The sequence below is a fragment of the Curtobacterium sp. A7_M15 genome (assembly GCF_030705415.1).
Taxonomy (GTDB): domain Bacteria; phylum Actinomycetota; class Actinomycetes; order Actinomycetales; family Microbacteriaceae; genus Curtobacterium.
This window is the reverse complement of record NZ_JAUZED010000039.1, coordinates 15,189-29,770: the sequence shown is the minus strand read 5'-3', so window position 1 is coordinate 29,770 and position 14,582 is coordinate 15,189. Positions and strand designations below refer to the sequence as shown.

The window sequence follows — 14,582 nt, the reverse complement described above, 5'->3', positions numbered from 1 at the left end:
ACGGGAGGCGCGGTGCCGGCCCGCACCGCGCCTCCCGTCCGCCACCGGGTCGCCGGAGCGGTCAGTCGGTCGCGCCGCGCGGGGGGTCGACCAGCAGGCCGACCCGGTCCGCCAGGTAGGCGTCGAGCGGCACCGCAGCACCCGCGGTGGGGGACCACCGGACGGACGGACCCCCGTCGTCGACGAAGAGCACGCCCACCGAGCCGATGAGCGACTCGTCGAGCGGGATCGGCGTCGCCCCGTGGTTCACGGTGTCCCCTGGTTGGAAGTGCCCCTTCTGCGCGGCCGCCCGGTAGGCCCGTCGGACCTCGGCCGAGACGGACACGAACTGCGAGCGGCCGGGTTCGGTGACGCGCGTGATCCGTCCGGTCGCCCAGACCCGGCCGTCGGTCTCGGGGGAGGACCCGAGCAGCAGCGCGCCGATCCGCCACACCCGGCCGAGCGAGCGGATGGTGGGCTCACGTCGGATGCCGAGCACGGCCTTGGGCTCGACGTACTCGCCGAGCGCCTCGTCGGGGACGTCGGCGTCGCGGAGTCGGCGCGCAGCGTCGTCGAGCAGCGCCCTCGTCCGTTCCACGCCGTCCGTCACGTCACCCGAGCGTAGCCCGGTGGGCGCCCCGGCCGCGTGGTGCCCGTCGGTCGGTGTCGCGCGCGGCACGCCGACGCCGCACGGCGGACACCGTGCCGATCGTCACCATCACCGCGCCGTAGGCCAGCAGCACCCCGGCGATCGCGGGGACGAGCCACGAGCGCGAGCCGTTGACGAGCTGGTTGACCAGTCCGACGTCCGGCAGGCTGTACCAGACGACGCCGCGCACCTGGGCGGCCGTCACCGGGGCGGGGTCGGGCAGCGCGTTGTTGTCGCCCTTGAGCGTGAAGGTCCGCGACCCGTCCGACGACGACGCGACCGAGACCACGCGGTGGCTGATCACCGCCGGCTGCCCCGAGGTGATCTGGTACGTGACGACGTCGCCGATGCGGATGTCGTCGACCGGGGTGGGCCGGACGACGAGGAGCGTTCCCGGGGGGAGCGTCGGCTCCATCGACTGCGTGAGCACGGTGAGCGGCGTCGACCCGGTCGCCTTCGGGACGACGATGAGCACGACGGCGAGACCGGCGACGATGACGAGCAGGCCCGTGCTCAGTCCGAGCGCGACCGCGCGGACGACCGCACGCCATCCGGTGCGCGTGGTGGAGGGGGTCATGCTCCGCACCGGATCGCCTTCCCGTCGTTCTGGGTGAACAGCGTGACCGGACCGCTCGCGACGACCGTGCTCGTCGGGTTGCCCGCGCTGTCGAGGATCTTCACGGTGACCGTGACGGCACCGCTGGTGGCGACGCTCGCCGGGATCTGGTCGGGTGCCAGGGTGAAGCGCCCGTAGTAGTCCTGTTCCTTCTGCCCGACCATGGTCGACGCGTCCGGGCCGACGAACGCGCCGTACCAGGTGTCCTTCGGTCGGGACGAGGTCGGCCAGGCTACCTCGACGTAGGTGCCGCTGTGGTCGGTGCACGTGAGGGCGGCCGCGGACGCGGAGGTGTTCAGGTAGAAGCCTCCGGACACGACGCCCGACGTCCACGTGCCGGCCGTCACGGTGAGGTTGACGTTCACGTTCGTGGTGCTCGACGCCGGCGCGGACGAGGTCGGCGTGCTCCGGGTGCACCAGACGGCGCTCGCCCCGGCGGCGAGCTTCGTCGTCAGGCTCGGCAGCGACGCCCAGGTGCCGGAGACCGACCCGGAGCCGACCGACGTCGACGCCGTGCAGGCAGTTGTCCCGGCGACGGGCCACGCGACGACGCTCACGGCCCGCGCGAGCGCGGTCGAGCTGCCGGAGACGACGGAGACGGTGGTCGTCGCGGTCCCGGCGAGCGAACCCGAGTTGGTCAGGGTGATCGGCTTCGTCATGCTCGTCACGCTCGACGAGAACGTGGTCGTCATGTCGCTCGTTCCGCTCAGGGACGCCCCGGTCTTGCCGATCGTCACGCTCGACGCGGTCGTCCCGGTCGCGGTCCAGAGCGCCCACGCGGCGGACGACCCGCCGACGACGAACGCCAGCGCGAGCAGCCCGGCGAGCAGGGCGCGGAGTCGACGGCTCATGCGCTCACCTGCGTCCCGGTCACGGTCAGGGTGAAGTCGGTGACGGCGCCGGCGACGGTCTGCGGGGCGTCGGCGTCGAGGTCCATCTCGACGCACCCGACCGCGCTCGCGCCGGCCGGGAGCGTGAACGAGCCGCTGCCGGTGTCGAAGGCGGCGAGACGTCCGCTCGCGCCGGACAGTCCGGTCCGGCAGTCCGCGGTGCTGCCGACCACGGCGAGCCGGAGCGTCAGCTCCCCGAGCACCGCCGCCGGCGTCGAGTTCGTGGCGTAGGCGACGTTCGTCGAGGTGGTGGCCACCCGCATGGTGAGCGGGATCGAACCGGTGTTGCGGACCGTGAACGTCCCGGTGACGCCGCCGCCGGGCCCGAGGACCGCCATGTTCATCGCGGACAGCGGTCCGGTGCTGATGATGGCGGTCGCGGACCGGACCGTCGAGGCCGTGGTGCTGGCGGTGCCGTTCCAGAGCGCGTACGTGCTGCCCGTGCCGAGCAGCGCCGTCACGACCGCGACGACCAGGGTGAGGGCAGTGGGCCAGACCCACCGGTGGCGACGCGGCGCCGCGTGGCGTCCGCTCGTCCTCGGTGTGCTGGTCATGTCCGTCCCCTGGTCGTCTCGGTGGAGCGCACCGCAGGGCGGTGCGGGTGGGCCGGGAGGCGCGTGGTCGCGATCGGCGGATCAGGGACCGATCGGGACCACGGGCTCCACGGCCCGGGTCGTTGCCGCGGGTCAGGAACCGATCGCGGTCTGGGTCAGCGTGAACGCGAGGGCGCCGACGTTGAGCGTGCCGCCCTGGCCGGTGGTGGCGGACGACGGCAGGGTGATCGTGAAGACGACCTTGACGGTCGAGGTCGCGGCCGAGGGCGAGACCACGAAGGTGTTCGCGTTCGACGTCGACTGCACGACCGAGGCGCTCGACGAGGTCACCGCGAGGGTCTTCGTCGTCGCGGCGAGCAGCGCGCTGTCACCGGTGATGCTCTGGTTCGCGTAGGTGAGGTTCGCCTTGAGGTCCTGGCCGGTGGCACCGATCGTCAGGGTCTGCGTGAACTGGTACGAGTTGCCCGGCACCATGAGGGCGCTCGCCGGGTTGATCGTCGCCGAGCGGCCGTTCGTGATGTCGGTCCAGACGCCGTCGTTGTTGGCGCTGAGCGTCAGCGACCCCGAGCTCACCGAGGAGGCAGCGGTGCTGGCGCTGGCGTTCCACAGGGCGAAGGTGCCTGCGCCGCCGAGGAGGAGGGCGACACCGGCGGCTCCGGCGATGGCACCGGTCACGATCTTGTGCATGAGGGGTCCGTTCTGCGCGTTCGGGCGCGCTCCGATCGTCGGCAGTGCCGACGGACGATGTCATCGACCCGTGGTTGCTGCGGGTCGCGGCTGACCTGAGCCGGAGAGCTGTCGCCGGGCTCCGGGACGTGACACGTCGCGGGCGGGCTGGACTCGCTCTGGTGACGACGCTACTCGTCCCCCAAAGTGCGGACAAGTGGGAACATGCGTCTGAATGAACCCAATCCGGGGGGCATTTTCGTCCCCGAGACTGCCGACACGGTTTGTACCCCGGTCTGGAACGCCGTCGGATGGAATGCCGATCGCACCCGTGCCGTTGCACCGGCGGAGACGAGGAGGGCCCCATGGGCATCGTGCGGTGGCTGTTCGACGCGCAGCTCGTCATCGGCGACCAGACCGTGCTCTGGCGCGAGGTCATCGGCAACGTCTTCGGTCTGCTCAGCGCACTCGGCGGGATGCGCCGCAAGGTGTGGGCCTGGCCGGTCGGCATCGTCGGCAACGCCCTGCTGTTCACCGTCTTCATGGGCGCACTCTTCGACACCCCCAACCCCGTGAACCTGCTCGGGCAGGCCGGACGCCAGGTGATGTTCATCGTCGTCAGCGTCTACGGCTGGTACCGGTGGACGCACCGTCCCGACGACGCGACGTCCGTGATCGAGCCGCGCTGGGCCTCCTGGAGGGCTCGTGGACTGATGGTCCTCGTCATGGTGGGCGGCACCGCGGTCCTGACCCCGGTGTTCCGCGCCCTCGGCTCGTACGAGCCGGTGTGGAGCGACGCGTGGATCTTCGTCGGTTCGCTCCTCGCCACCTACGGCATGGCCAAGGGCTGGGTGGAGTTCTGGCTGATCTGGGTCGCGGTCGACCTCGTCGGCGTACCGCTGCTCTTCTCGGCCGGGTACTACGCCTCCGGGCTCATGTACGTGTTCTACGGGGTATTCACCCTGACCGGGTTCTTCGTCTGGATGCGCCAGCGCACGAAGCCCCCGGCAGCACCCGTCACGGTCGGTTGACGGCGAGGCCCCCGGTCTGGGACGAGACAAACCCGCGTCGACAGTGTGTGATGGTCGGATGGCACACCACCACGACCCGACCGTCGAGGACGAACAGTCCCTGGCCGAACGGATCGTCCGCGGCGCGATCCGCGCCTACCGACTGCACCCGTTCGACAGCGTCGACGCCGGCGTCGTCGCCGAGGTGGCCGGCATCGACGTGGCCACCGTGGAGCGGCTCTTCCCGACCTGGGACGCCCTGCTGCTCGTGACCTACGACCGGTGGACGCAACTCCGCGGGACGCGTCGGAAGACCCCGCCGACCTGCACGATCGAGCACGTCCGGATGACCCTCGCCGAGGACGTCGCCGACCCCGGTCTCGTGCGGGTGCTCGCCGGTGCCATCACGATCGCGGCCGCCGACACCGGCTTCGCCGAGCTGTTCCGCAAGCGCTTCGAGGAGTACGCCGAGCAGCTCGCCTCCGGGCTCGAGCGCGACGTCGAGTCCGGCTCCGAGCGGCTGGTGATCCCGGCGTACCAGGCGGCGACGCAGCTGCTCGCCGTGTACGAGGGGCTGCAGATCCAGATGCTCGTGCGCCCGCACATCGACGTGCTCGTCGAGTTCGACCGCGCGGTGCGGACCCTGCGTCAGGGATGGCGCGAGCGCGAGGTCCGGGCCTGGGACCTCGACGAGGTCGTCCTCACCAGCTAGCCGGGCGGGTCGGTCAGGCGCGCGACCGACGTCGCCACGACACGATCTGCCGGAGCGTCACCTTCGACCCGTACTGCGCGACGGAGTGCCGGAACAGGTACTCGGCGAACCACAGCAGCACCGCCGCGACCACGAACACCTCGACGATGCAGACCACCGACTCGGTGACGGTGAGCGACCCGACCGCGTTCCGCACCATCGCGGTGATCGGCGTGAACGTCGGGAAGTACGTGAAGAACGACGCCACCGGCGAAGTGGGCGTCGTCATCACGAAGAACGCCGCGTAGATCGGGATGATGAGCGAGAAGATCGCCACCGACTGCAGCGCCGAGGCGTCCTTGATAGAGGGGACGGCCGCCCCGACCGCGACGAACAGCGCCGAGGCGAGCAGGACCCCGCCGACGAGCAGCAGCGCCCCGACGACCATCCGCCAAGGGTCGACGGTGAGCCCGCCCAGTCGTGACGCGACGAGGGGGAGCGCGGCGAGCAACCCGACCAGACCGGGGACGACGAAGATCCCGACCTGGACGAACCCGACGAGCAGCATCGCGATGACCTTGCCGCGGATGAGGTCGCCGGCCGTCACGGTGGTCAGGATCATCTCGGAGATGCGGTTCTCCTTCTCCTCGACCACCACCGTGACCATGCGCGTGGCGAGCAGGATGACGAGCCCGAAGAACGCGGCGACGTAGAGGAACGGTGGCACGATCGACAGCCACCCCGGTGCCACCCGGCCGTCCGCGTAGGTCGTCAGGTCGGTGGCCGGCGGGTTCCGGAGGAGCTCGACCGACTCCGGGTCGTCCACGGTCGCGGCGACGCTCTGCTCGAGGACCCGCTCCGCCAGCGAGGAGTACCCGCCGTTCCCGAAGAGTCCGCGGTCGGCCGCCTCGACGCGGATCGGCGCGGTGGACGGCGACTCGGGGAAGGTGATGAACGCGTCGAGGGTCCCGGCGCGGACAGCGGCCCGGTCGGCGGCGGGGTCGGTCGAGGGGGACCCGCCCCACTTCGCGGCGACGCTCTCGGACACCAGGCCGGAGTCGTCCACGTACCGGAACGGCGTCTTCGTCGCGGAGGAGCTGGACACCACCGAGTCGGTGCCGGCGGACTGCCCGATCCCGACGAGGAGCGACACCACCACGATGACCACCGGCAGCGCCAGCGTGCCGATCCAGAACGCGGGCTTCTTCACCGCACGCACGAACTCGAACCTGACGACGGTCCCGAGGCGGCTCACGCGGCGGCTCCCGCCCGTGCGGTGTCGGCACCCGCATCGGCCCCGGCGTCGTGCCCGTACACCTGGACGAAGATCTCGTCGAGCGGGATGCGCCGCATCTCGAACCCGGTGACGTGCACGCCGGCGGAGACGAGCGACGCGAGGATGTCGGACCCGTCGGCCGCGGCCGCGGGCATCGGCACGAGGTAGGCGACGTGCCCCTCGTGCCGGGCGAGGCGGTAGAGCGGCGACGGCGGTACCGTCCCGTCGAGGCCGACCCGGGCGACCGCACCGCCGAAGGCGTCCTGCACGTCCGGGATCGTGCCGTAGGCCGCCGAGGTGCCGTCCTTCAGGAGCAGGATGCGGTCGCAGAGGCGCTCGACCTCGTCCATGTGGTGGGTCACGAGGACGACCGTGGCGCCGTCGGCCTTCCGCTCGTCGACGAGGTCGAGCAACAGCCGCCGGTTGACCGGGTCGAGGCCCTTCGTCGGCTCGTCGAGGATGAGCAGCCGGGGTCGGTCCATGATCGTGATGCCGAGCTGGACCTTCTGCTGCTGACCGCCGGAGAGCTTGTCCACCCGGAGCTTCGCCCGGTCCGCGAGGCCGACGCGGGCGAGGTACTCCATGCTCCACGCCGTCGCCTCGGGTCCGCGCAGCCCGCGCAGCCGACCGAAGTACGTCATCACGTCGATGACCGACTCCTTGCGGTACAGACCGCGTTCCTCGGGCAGGTAGCCGATCCCGCCGGTGGCCGGTCGGTAGGGCTGCCCGTCGATCGTGAGGGTGCCGGCGGTCGGGGTGGTGATGCCGAGCAGGGCGCGGATGGTCGTGGTCTTGCCCGAGCCGTTGCTGCCGAGCAGGCCGAAGGTCTCGCCGGGAGCGACGTCGAACGACAGGCCGTCGACCACGTTCCGGTCCCCGAACCGCATCACGAAGTCCCGCACGCTGATGGTCGCCCCGCTCATGCTCGCGACCCTACCGGCACCGCCTGACGGCGCTGGGCGTGACCGCCTGTGGGACGGGAGGCGCGGTGCCTGCCCGCACCGCGCCTCCCGTCCCACACCTGGTTCCGTCAGGAACGCAACCAGGCCGTCCCCACACCCGACAGCGCGCCGTCTGCCACCGGCGCGGAGGCGAGCAGCAGCTCGCCGGCGGGGAGCTCGAAGGGCTCGTCCCCGAACACGGTCACGCTCGTCCAGCCGTTCGGTCGGCGGAACGCGAGCACGTCGTCGCGGCCGGTCTCGAGCCACTCGAGGTGCTCCTCGGTCTGGAGCTGCCCACGGAGGCCCAGCGCCTTCCGGTACAGGTTCAGCGTCGAGTCGGGGTCGGCGTCCTCGGCCTCGACCGACACCTCGGCGAACCACGCGGGCTGCGGCAGGTGTGCGCCCCCGGGGCCGAACCCGAAGCTCTCGCCGTCGCGCGTCCAGGGGAGCGGCACGCGGCAGCCGTCGCGCCCGACGTCGACGCCCGGGTTCCGGAAGAAGGCCGGGTCCTGACGGTCGGCGTCCGGGATGTCGCCGACCTCGTGCAGGCCGAGCTCCTCGCCCTGGTACAGGTACGCCGAGCCGGGCAGCGCGAGCTCGAGCAGCGTCGCAGCGGTGGCACGGCGCAGCCCGAGCGACCGGTCGAGCGCGTCCTGCGCGCCACCGGCGAGCAGCCACGCGCTGCCCTGCTTGTCCTCGGCGCCGTTCCGCGCCGGCAAGGCGTAGCGGGTCGCGTGCCGGACGACGTCGTGGTTCGAGAAGACCCACGTGGTCGACGACCCGGACTCCTCGGCGAGCCCGAGGTTGAACTCGATGATGGTCCGGAACTGTCCGGCGTCGAAGTCGGCCTCGAGCAGGTCGAAGTTGAACGCCTGCCCGAGTCCCTCGGCGCTGGCGTACCGCGCCCGGCGGTCGGCGGCGACCCACGCCTCCGCGACGGCCGTCCGTGCCGGCGTGTACTCGTCGAAGACCTGCCGCCACTCGGCGTAGATCTCGTGCACGTCGTCGCGGTCCCAGAGGATGTGCTGGCCGTCCTTCGGGCTCGCGAGCACCTCCGCCCACGTGGGGAGCGTCCCCTCGGGGAGGTCCTTCGCCAGGCCGTGGGCGACGTCGATGCGGAAGCCGTCCACCCCGCGGTCGGACCAGAAGCGGAGGGTGCGCAGGAAGTCGTCGCGGACCTCGCGGTTCGCCCAGTTGAGGTCGGGCTGCTCCTTCGCGAAGTTGTGCAGGTACCACTGGCCGTCGCCGACCGCGGTCCAGGCGGGGCCGCCGAAGATCGAGACCCAGTCGGCCGGAGCCTGTTCGCCGGACGGCCCGGTGCCGTCGCGGAAGACGTAGCGGGCGCGCGCTGCACTGCCTGCAGGCGACGCGAGTGCCTCGCGGAACCACTCGTGCCGGTCGCTCGTGTGGTTCGGGACGACGTCGACGATCACGCGGATGCCGGCAGCGTGCAGTGCGGCGACCATCTCGTCGAAGTCCTCGAGCGTGCCGAGCCGCGGGTCGACGTCGCGGTAGTCGTCCACGTCGTAGCCGCCGTCGGCCAGGGCGGACGGGTAGAACGGGCTGAGCCAGACGGCCTCGATCCCCAGCGACGCCAGGTACGGCACCTTCGCGGTGACGCCGGGCAGGTCTCCGATGCCGTCGCCGTTCGCGTCGGCGAACGACCGCGGGTAGATCTGGTAGACGCTCGCCTGTCGCCACCAGGTGTCGTCGGCGGCGGACGGGGCGGGTGTGTTCTGGACCAGGGTGTCGGTCACGAGTGGCCTTTCGTCGGTTGCGGAGGGTGTGGTCGTCACTTGATGGCTCCCTGCGTCACGCCGGCCATCACCCATCGCTGGGTGACGAGGTAGACGATGATCGCCGGCGCCATGGCCATGAGGTACGAGGCGAACGACACGTTGTAGTTGTTGCTGAACTGCGTCTGGAACATCTGCTGGAGCACCGGCAGCGTCTGCAGCGCCGGGTTCGACGTGATCAGTGACGGCATCACGAAGTCGTTCCAGGAGGCGAGGAACGCGAAGATGCCGACGGTGGCGCTCATCGGCGCCAGCAGGGGGAACACCAGCCGCCAGAACACCTGCCCCGTGCTCGCACCGTCGATGCGGGCACTCTCCTCCAGTTCGGCCGGGATCGAGCGCAGGAACGCGGTGAAGAGGAGCACGCTGAACGACAGCTGGAACATGACGTGCAGGATCGCGACGCCGAGCGGGTTGTCGAGGTGCGCGAGGCCGGTGAGCTTGACCTGCGACAGCGCGAGCACCGGGAACGGCAGGAACATCGCGGCGAGCAGGTAGAAGAACGACCAGCGGAAGAACCGGCGGTCCCAGTTCCGGGCGATCGCGTACGCCGTGAACGAGGCGAGCAGGATCGTGCCGGCGACGGTGACGGCGGCGACCAGCACCGAGATGCCGAACGCCCGCGGGAAGTCGGTCAGCTGCCAGGCCTGCACGAAGCCGTCGACGCTGAAGGGCGCCGGCAGTGAGAACGCGTTGCCGTCGACCGCCTGGCTCGTCGTCTTGAACGCCATCGTCAGCGTGACGTACAGCGGCACCAGGATCGAGAGCGCGCAGAGGACGAGGACGACGGTGACGGGCCAGTTGGCGTTGCCGCCGCGGCGGCCTGCGGTCCGGTCGGCGTCGACCGATCGGATGCTGCCCGTCTTCGTGGTGCCGGGTCGGAGGGGTGCTTGCAGGGTCATCAGAGGGCTGCCTTCCCGCGGGTGGCCCGCAGCTGGATCACGGCGATGACCACCGCGATGACGAAGAAGATCGTGGCGTTCGCCATCTGGTAGGCGTAGTCGCCGCCGTTGAAGCCCTTGAAGATCGACATCGCGACGCTCGTGGTCGAGGTGCCGGGGCCGCCGTCCGTGAGGCCGACGATGATGTCGTACGAGTTCAGGAAGTTCTTGAACCCGATGACGAGGTTGATGAGGATGTAGCCCGCCGTGAGCGGCGCCGTGATCGACACGAGCTGCCGCCACGAGCTCGCGCCGTCGAGCGCCGCAGCCTCGTACACCTCGCCGGGGATCGACAGGACGCCGGCGATGTAGATGAGGAGCGTCGACGGGATCGCCTGCCAGGCGGTGACGATCACGATCGCGATCCACGCCAGGTCCGGGTTCGCCAGGATGCTCTGCTCGAGCGGTCCGAAGCCGAGCGCAGTGGCGAGTGCCGGCAGGCTGTTCGCGAACAGGAACGAGAACACGTAGGCGATGACGATGCCGGAGATCACCATCGGCAGCACGAACACCGCGCGGAGCGCGATCTTGCCCCGGATCTTCGAGGTCAGCGCGATGGCGAGGAGGAACGCCACCGCGTTGACGACGATCACCGTCACGAGCGAGAAGCCGATCGTGAACAGGTAGGCCTGCAGGATCGCCGGGTCGGAGAACACGGCGACGTAGTTGGTGAGGCCGATGAAGCGGAACTCGCCGAACCCGACGGAGTTCGTGAAGCTCAGGACGATGCCCATCACCGCCGGCAGCGTGATGGCGAGCGTGAAGAGCACGAGGGTGGGAAGCAGGAACGCCAGGAAGAGCGGGTCGATCCGCTTCCGCCGGTGCGTCACGGACTGGAGGCGCGGCGCGGCTCCGCCCCGTCGGCGGCGGCCCGCCGTCGTGACGGCTTCGGTGGTCGTGGTGGCCATTCGTCGTCTCCTTACGCGGCCGTGCGGAGCGCGAGACGCGCCCAGTCGGCGTCGAGGGTGCGGAGCTGGGGTCGGGGGTCGCCGCCGAAGGCGATCGACTGCGCGTAGTTCGCGACGGGGATCTCGGCGGGGATGAGCTGCGAGGCGCCGAGGTAGAACGCGGCGTCGTCGTAGTAGGTCTGCATGCCGGTCAGTGCCGGGTTCTTCGCCGGCGGGGCGTCCTTCCGGACCCCGAAGCCGTTGTTGTCCGCGTTGTACTTGTCGTTGACCTTCGCGGTCATGAGGTACGACAGGAACTCCCTCGCGGCCTCCTGCTTGCGCGAGGCCTCGGGGATCCAGAGTGCGAGGTCGACGTTCACGCGCACCTTCCGGTCGGCGGGGTCGTCGGTGACGGGCAGCGGGAACGTGCCGAGGTCCATGTCGGGGTTCGTCTTCGCGATCTCGCCGAGTGCCCACGGACCCTGCAGGTACATCGCGGCTGCACCCTTGGCGAAGGCGGTGTTGCCGTCGCCGTAGCCGCGGCTGGCGGCGCCCTGCTGGTGCCACCCGCGGAGCTGCACCATGCGCTCCATCGGCGCCCGGAAGTCGCGCTCGAAGGAGACCGAGGCGCCCGTGCCGACGCTCGTTCCCTCGCGCGTCAGGGCCGCGAACGTCTTCGGGACGTCGAGCATGCCGCCGATCGAGTAGTCGAACATGCCCTGCGCGATCGTCCAGTTGTCCTTGAACGTGCCGTAGATCGGCGCGATGCCGGCCTTCGTCAGGCGCTCGCAGACGTCGGCGAACTCGCTCCACGTCGTGGGGACGTCGAGCCCCTGCTGGGCGAAGCGCTGCTTGTCGTAGATGACCGACGCCGCGGTCACCGAGTACGGCAGGGCGCTCTTCCGGCCCGGGTAGTCGGCCGTCTGCTCGAGGAGCGGCCACAGGTCGGGGTTGATCGTGTCGGCCTGCGGCAGGTCGGACAGGTCCGTGAGCGCACCGTGCTCGACGAAGGGCGCGACCGAGAAGTTGTAGTTCCAGCACCCGAGGTCCGGCGGCCGGTTCCTGACGAAGTTCGCGGACATGCTCGACGTCGAGTCGCGGACGACGCGGATCTTCGACTGGCTGTCGTGGAACCGCGCGATGACCTGGTCGAAGTACCCGATGACCTCGGGCTTCGAGACGTAGAACGTGATGGTCTCGGGGCGGCTGCTCGAGGAACCGAGCGGGGCGCACCCGGCGAGGGCCAGGCCTGCACCGATGCCGCCCGCCCCGAGCAGGAAGCCGCGGCGGCTGAGGGCCGTGGCGCTCCTGGTGGTGGCGTGTGTCTGCACGTCGTCTCCGTCCGTCCGGACCCGGCGTCCCTGCCGTTCCGGATCGCGGAGCGGCTCCGATGCCGCCCGCAGGACTAAATCTAGCGACAAAATCTAATTCTGCAAGGAACTGGTTCCGCGGTAGTGTGCGAGCATGCCGCCGCCCCGTGGAACGAGCGCAGAGACGCTGCTCGCGTACGCCTTCTCGGTGCGCGCGTTCACCGCGACCGAGGCGATCGACGCGACCGGTCTGACCCGCTCGACCGTGTTGGCCGCGTGCGAGGAACTCGTCCGGCTCGGCTGGGTCCGCGAACTCGACGACGCCCGGGCCGCGGGGGAGTACCGCATCGGTCGACCGGCGCGTCGGTACGAGCTCGACACCTCGGCGGGCGTGGTCGTCGGCGTCGACGCGGGGCAGCACCGGGTGACGGTGCTCGTCGCCGACCTGCGCGGGACGCTGCTCGGCCGTGCCGAGGGAGCCCTCGGTGACTCCGGTCTCGACGTCCCGGTCCGGCTCGGCGTCGTCGGTGCGACCGTCGCCGCCGCGCTCCGTGACGCCGGGGTCGACCCGCTCCGGGTCCTCGTCTCCGTCGTCGGCATCCCCGCTCCGGTGGACGCTGGCGGCGCATCACCCGGCGACGGCGGGTTCTGGGACCGGATGAACCCGGGCTTCGCCGACGCCGTCCCGGGACACCTGGTCGTCGTCGAGAACGACGCGAACCTCGCCGCGGTCGCCGAACGGCCGTCCTCGGGCGACGCCTCGTTCGCCGCCCTGCTCTCGGGCGAGCGGTTCGGCAGCGGGCTCGTCGTCGACGGGGTCCTGCTCCGGGGAGCTCACGGCGGCGCCGGGGAGATGCGTGTGCTCGACCTCGTCGAGGGTGTCGGGTCGTCGGACGGCATCGGGGCCACCGCCCGCCGGCTCGTCGCCGAGGCAGTCACCGCGGGCGAGGTCCCCGCGGAGAGCCCGCTCGCCGCGGACGCCTCCCTGGTCTTCCGCACCGCACGGGAGGGCGATCCGGTCGCCCTCGGGATCGTCGACCGACTGGGCGACCGGCTGGCCCGGGTCTGCGTCCTGCTCGTGAGCCTGCTCGACATCGACCGTGTGGTCGTGGCGGGCGCCATCGCCGAGCCCGCCGGTGTCGTGATCGATCGCGCACGGGCCTGGCTCGACGGCGCGGGGTTCGATCCCGTCCCCGAGCTCGTCGCCTCGACGCTCGGCGCCGACGTCGTGGTGCTCGGTGCGGTCGCGCACGCGGTCGACGCGGTCCGGGCGGCGCCGCTGTCGTTCGCGCTCCGTCCGGCGCTCGCCTCGTGACGGGCTCGGTCAGCCGGCGTCCGCGCCGATCGTCACCGGCAGGCTCGCCCCGGACCCCTCACCGTCGTGGCTCTGCACGTCGAGGACGGCGTCGCCGACCGGCAGGTCCTCGGGCAGGTCGAAGCGCCCGGCGACCGTGAACCGATCACCGTCGGGCGTGGGGCGTCCGAGCAGCACCGGTTCGCCGGTCGACTCCGGGGTGATCGTCACCGTGACGTCGTCGGAGGCGCGGAACGTCCCGCCGGTGTCCTCGCAGTCGCGGTAGAGCCAGTCGACGTGCAGGGCCACCGTCCCGCCGGGTCGCAGGTCCGAGTCGCCGAGCTCGATCGACGTCCCCGCACAGGACGCGGACGCTCCGCTCTGCACGCTGCAGCCGGAGAGCACCCCGCCGAGCAGCAGCACCACGACCGTCCCTGCCGCCGCACGACCCCGTCCCCACCGCATGCCGTCATTCCACCACTGCGGACCGCGCGCGAGGGTCACGATCTCGGTACGTTCGGGGGCGTGGGGAACGAACGAGCGACCGAGCAGCCCGAGCCCGAGGCGCAGCACGACCCGTACGCGCCGCGTCCCGGCTACGTGACGGGCATCGACGGCCGCACCGACCGGACGACCACGGCGGCTGCGCTCGGCGTCGGCGCCGCTCTGGTCACCAGCTTCGTGCTCGGCTTCTTCCGGGTGCCCGAATGGGTCGTGTGGCCGGGGGTGATCGGTGTCGGCGTCGTCGTGTGGCTGGTGCTGCGCGCCCGGCAGCGCCGCCGTGACCGCAGCGAGGGCCGTTCGCCCGACGCCGTCGCCCGTGCCCGCGACCGTGCGATCGCCGACGCGAACGGTGGTCGCCGGTTCTTCGTCGCGCCGAACCCGGTCGTCGTGATCGTGATGGGCGGGATCTTCATCGCGCTCGCGGCAGTGCCGTTGACGCTCGCGGGCGACCCGCTGTCGCTGTCAGGACTCATCACCCCCGCGATCCTCGTCATCTGCGGCGCGTTCTTCGTCGTCCAGGGCGTCGGCACCCTCGTCGTGCGCCGCCGCCCGCCCGGGTCCCACTGACGGACGAACCG

16 protein-coding genes are annotated in these 14,582 nt (G+C 71.2%); 4 read left to right on the top strand and 12 right to left on the bottom strand.

The features are described from left to right. Positions 1–61: 61 nt before the first annotated feature. From Q7F20_RS09205 to Q7F20_RS09185, 5 genes are all read right to left on the bottom strand, one after another. On the bottom strand, positions 62–589 hold the full coding sequence (locus Q7F20_RS09205) for a hypothetical protein (RefSeq protein WP_305739796.1): 528 nt from the start codon (positions 587–589) through the stop codon (positions 62–64). Between the two features lies 1 nt (position 590). Further along, positions 591–1,205: a signal peptidase I gene (locus Q7F20_RS09200; protein ID WP_305739795.1), complete on the bottom strand. Its 615-nt coding sequence runs from the start codon at positions 1,203–1,205 to the stop codon at positions 591–593. Further along, positions 1,202–2,095: a hypothetical protein gene (locus tag Q7F20_RS09195; RefSeq protein WP_305739794.1), complete on the bottom strand. Its 894-nt coding sequence runs from the start codon at positions 2,093–2,095 to the stop codon at positions 1,202–1,204. The genes Q7F20_RS09200 and Q7F20_RS09195 overlap by 4 nt, the downstream gene beginning before the upstream one ends. Continuing rightward, on the bottom strand, positions 2,092–2,688 hold the full coding sequence (locus Q7F20_RS09190) for a TasA family protein (RefSeq protein ID WP_305739793.1): 597 nt from the start codon (positions 2,686–2,688) through the stop codon (positions 2,092–2,094). The genes Q7F20_RS09195 and Q7F20_RS09190 overlap by 4 nt, the downstream gene beginning before the upstream one ends. 132 nt (positions 2,689–2,820) lie before the next feature. Beyond that, the gene (locus Q7F20_RS09185; RefSeq protein ID WP_305739792.1) at positions 2,821–3,375 is read right to left on the bottom strand and encodes an alternate-type signal peptide domain-containing protein; all 555 of its coding nucleotides are present in this window, start codon (positions 3,373–3,375) and stop codon (positions 2,821–2,823) included. A gap of 344 nt (positions 3,376–3,719) precedes the next feature. Between Q7F20_RS09185 and pnuC the strand changes: the two genes are divergently transcribed. Together pnuC and Q7F20_RS09175 are read left to right on the top strand one after the other, a co-directional pair. Further along, positions 3,720–4,385, top strand: a complete 666-nt coding sequence (pnuC, locus tag Q7F20_RS09180) for a nicotinamide riboside transporter PnuC (RefSeq protein ID WP_305739791.1) — start codon at positions 3,720–3,722, stop codon at positions 4,383–4,385. 58 nt (positions 4,386–4,443) lie between these two features. After that, positions 4,444–5,076, top strand: a complete 633-nt coding sequence (locus tag Q7F20_RS09175; protein ID WP_305739790.1) for a TetR/AcrR family transcriptional regulator — start codon at positions 4,444–4,446, stop codon at positions 5,074–5,076. 13 nt (positions 5,077–5,089) lie between these two features. On the opposite strand, the gene Q7F20_RS09170 is transcribed toward Q7F20_RS09175, so the two are convergent. The 6 genes from Q7F20_RS09170 to Q7F20_RS09145 form a co-directional block, all read right to left on the bottom strand. Further along, a complete protein-coding gene (locus Q7F20_RS09170) occupies positions 5,090–6,310 on the bottom strand; it encodes an ABC transporter permease (RefSeq protein ID WP_305739789.1) in 1,221 nt (406 codons plus the stop codon). Then, positions 6,307–7,254 carry an ABC transporter ATP-binding protein gene (locus Q7F20_RS09165; RefSeq protein ID WP_305739788.1) on the bottom strand — a complete coding sequence of 316 codons (948 nt, stop codon included), beginning with the start codon at positions 7,252–7,254 and terminating at the stop codon, positions 6,307–6,309. The genes Q7F20_RS09170 and Q7F20_RS09165 overlap by 4 nt, the downstream gene beginning before the upstream one ends. A 107-nt stretch (positions 7,255–7,361) precedes the next feature. Next, positions 7,362–9,029: a glycoside hydrolase family 13 protein gene (locus Q7F20_RS09160; RefSeq protein ID WP_370871649.1), complete on the bottom strand. Its 1,668-nt coding sequence runs from the start codon at positions 9,027–9,029 to the stop codon at positions 7,362–7,364. A 35-nt stretch (positions 9,030–9,064) separates the two neighbouring features. Then, complete coding sequence (locus Q7F20_RS09155; protein ID WP_305739786.1) at positions 9,065–9,970, bottom strand: carbohydrate ABC transporter permease; 906 nt, start codon at positions 9,968–9,970, stop codon at positions 9,065–9,067. Next, entirely contained in the window at positions 9,970–10,917 is a 948-nt protein-coding gene (locus tag Q7F20_RS09150; RefSeq protein WP_305739785.1) for a carbohydrate ABC transporter permease, read from the bottom strand. The genes Q7F20_RS09155 and Q7F20_RS09150 overlap by 1 nt, the downstream gene beginning before the upstream one ends. 11 nt (positions 10,918–10,928) lie before the next feature. Further along, positions 10,929–12,227: an ABC transporter substrate-binding protein gene (locus Q7F20_RS09145; RefSeq protein WP_305739784.1), complete on the bottom strand. Its 1,299-nt coding sequence runs from the start codon at positions 12,225–12,227 to the stop codon at positions 10,929–10,931. A gap of 133 nt (positions 12,228–12,360) precedes the next feature. Between Q7F20_RS09145 and Q7F20_RS09140 the strand changes: the two genes are divergently transcribed. Next, positions 12,361–13,521 (top strand): ROK family protein, encoded by a 1,161-nt coding sequence (locus tag Q7F20_RS09140; protein ID WP_305739783.1) that lies wholly within the window; start codon positions 12,361–12,363, stop codon positions 13,519–13,521. 9 nt (positions 13,522–13,530) lie between these two features. On the opposite strand, the gene Q7F20_RS09135 is transcribed toward Q7F20_RS09140, so the two are convergent. Beyond that, the gene (locus Q7F20_RS09135) at positions 13,531–13,965 is read right to left on the bottom strand and encodes a hypothetical protein (RefSeq protein WP_305739782.1); all 435 of its coding nucleotides are present in this window, start codon (positions 13,963–13,965) and stop codon (positions 13,531–13,533) included. 60 nt (positions 13,966–14,025) lie between these two features. On the opposite strand from Q7F20_RS09135, the gene Q7F20_RS09130 reads away from it, so the two are divergent. Continuing rightward, positions 14,026–14,571: a hypothetical protein gene (locus tag Q7F20_RS09130; protein WP_305739781.1), complete on the top strand. Its 546-nt coding sequence runs from the start codon at positions 14,026–14,028 to the stop codon at positions 14,569–14,571. The last annotated feature ends 11 nt before the right edge of the window (positions 14,572–14,582 follow it).

Bases quoted from the DNA above. Each gene is read 5' to 3' on its own strand.
- Q7F20_RS09175 (WP_305739790.1), top strand. From the start codon at position 4,444: ATGGCACACCACCACGACCCGACCGTCGAGGACGAACAGTCCCTGGCC.
- Q7F20_RS09200 (WP_305739795.1), bottom strand. From the start codon at position 1,205: ATGACCCCCTCCACCACGCGCACCGGATGGCGTGCGGTCGTCCGCGCG.
- Q7F20_RS09135 (WP_305739782.1), bottom strand. From the start codon at position 13,965: ATGCGGTGGGGACGGGGTCGTGCGGCGGCAGGGACGGTCGTGGTGCTG.
- Q7F20_RS09195 (WP_305739794.1), bottom strand. From the start codon at position 2,095: ATGAGCCGTCGACTCCGCGCCCTGCTCGCCGGGCTGCTCGCGCTGGCG.
- Q7F20_RS09140 (WP_305739783.1), top strand. From the start codon at position 12,361: ATGCCGCCGCCCCGTGGAACGAGCGCAGAGACGCTGCTCGCGTACGCC.
- Q7F20_RS09155 (WP_305739786.1), bottom strand. From the start codon at position 9,970: ATGACCCTGCAAGCACCCCTCCGACCCGGCACCACGAAGACGGGCAGC.
- Q7F20_RS09190 (WP_305739793.1), bottom strand. From the start codon at position 2,688: ATGACCAGCACACCGAGGACGAGCGGACGCCACGCGGCGCCGCGTCGC.
- Q7F20_RS09185 (WP_305739792.1), bottom strand. From the start codon at position 3,375: ATGCACAAGATCGTGACCGGTGCCATCGCCGGAGCCGCCGGTGTCGCC.
- Q7F20_RS09150 (WP_305739785.1), bottom strand. From the start codon at position 10,917: ATGGCCACCACGACCACCGAAGCCGTCACGACGGCGGGCCGCCGCCGA.
- Q7F20_RS09165 (WP_305739788.1), bottom strand. From the start codon at position 7,254: ATGAGCGGGGCGACCATCAGCGTGCGGGACTTCGTGATGCGGTTCGGG.
- pnuC (WP_305739791.1), top strand. From the start codon at position 3,720: ATGGGCATCGTGCGGTGGCTGTTCGACGCGCAGCTCGTCATCGGCGAC.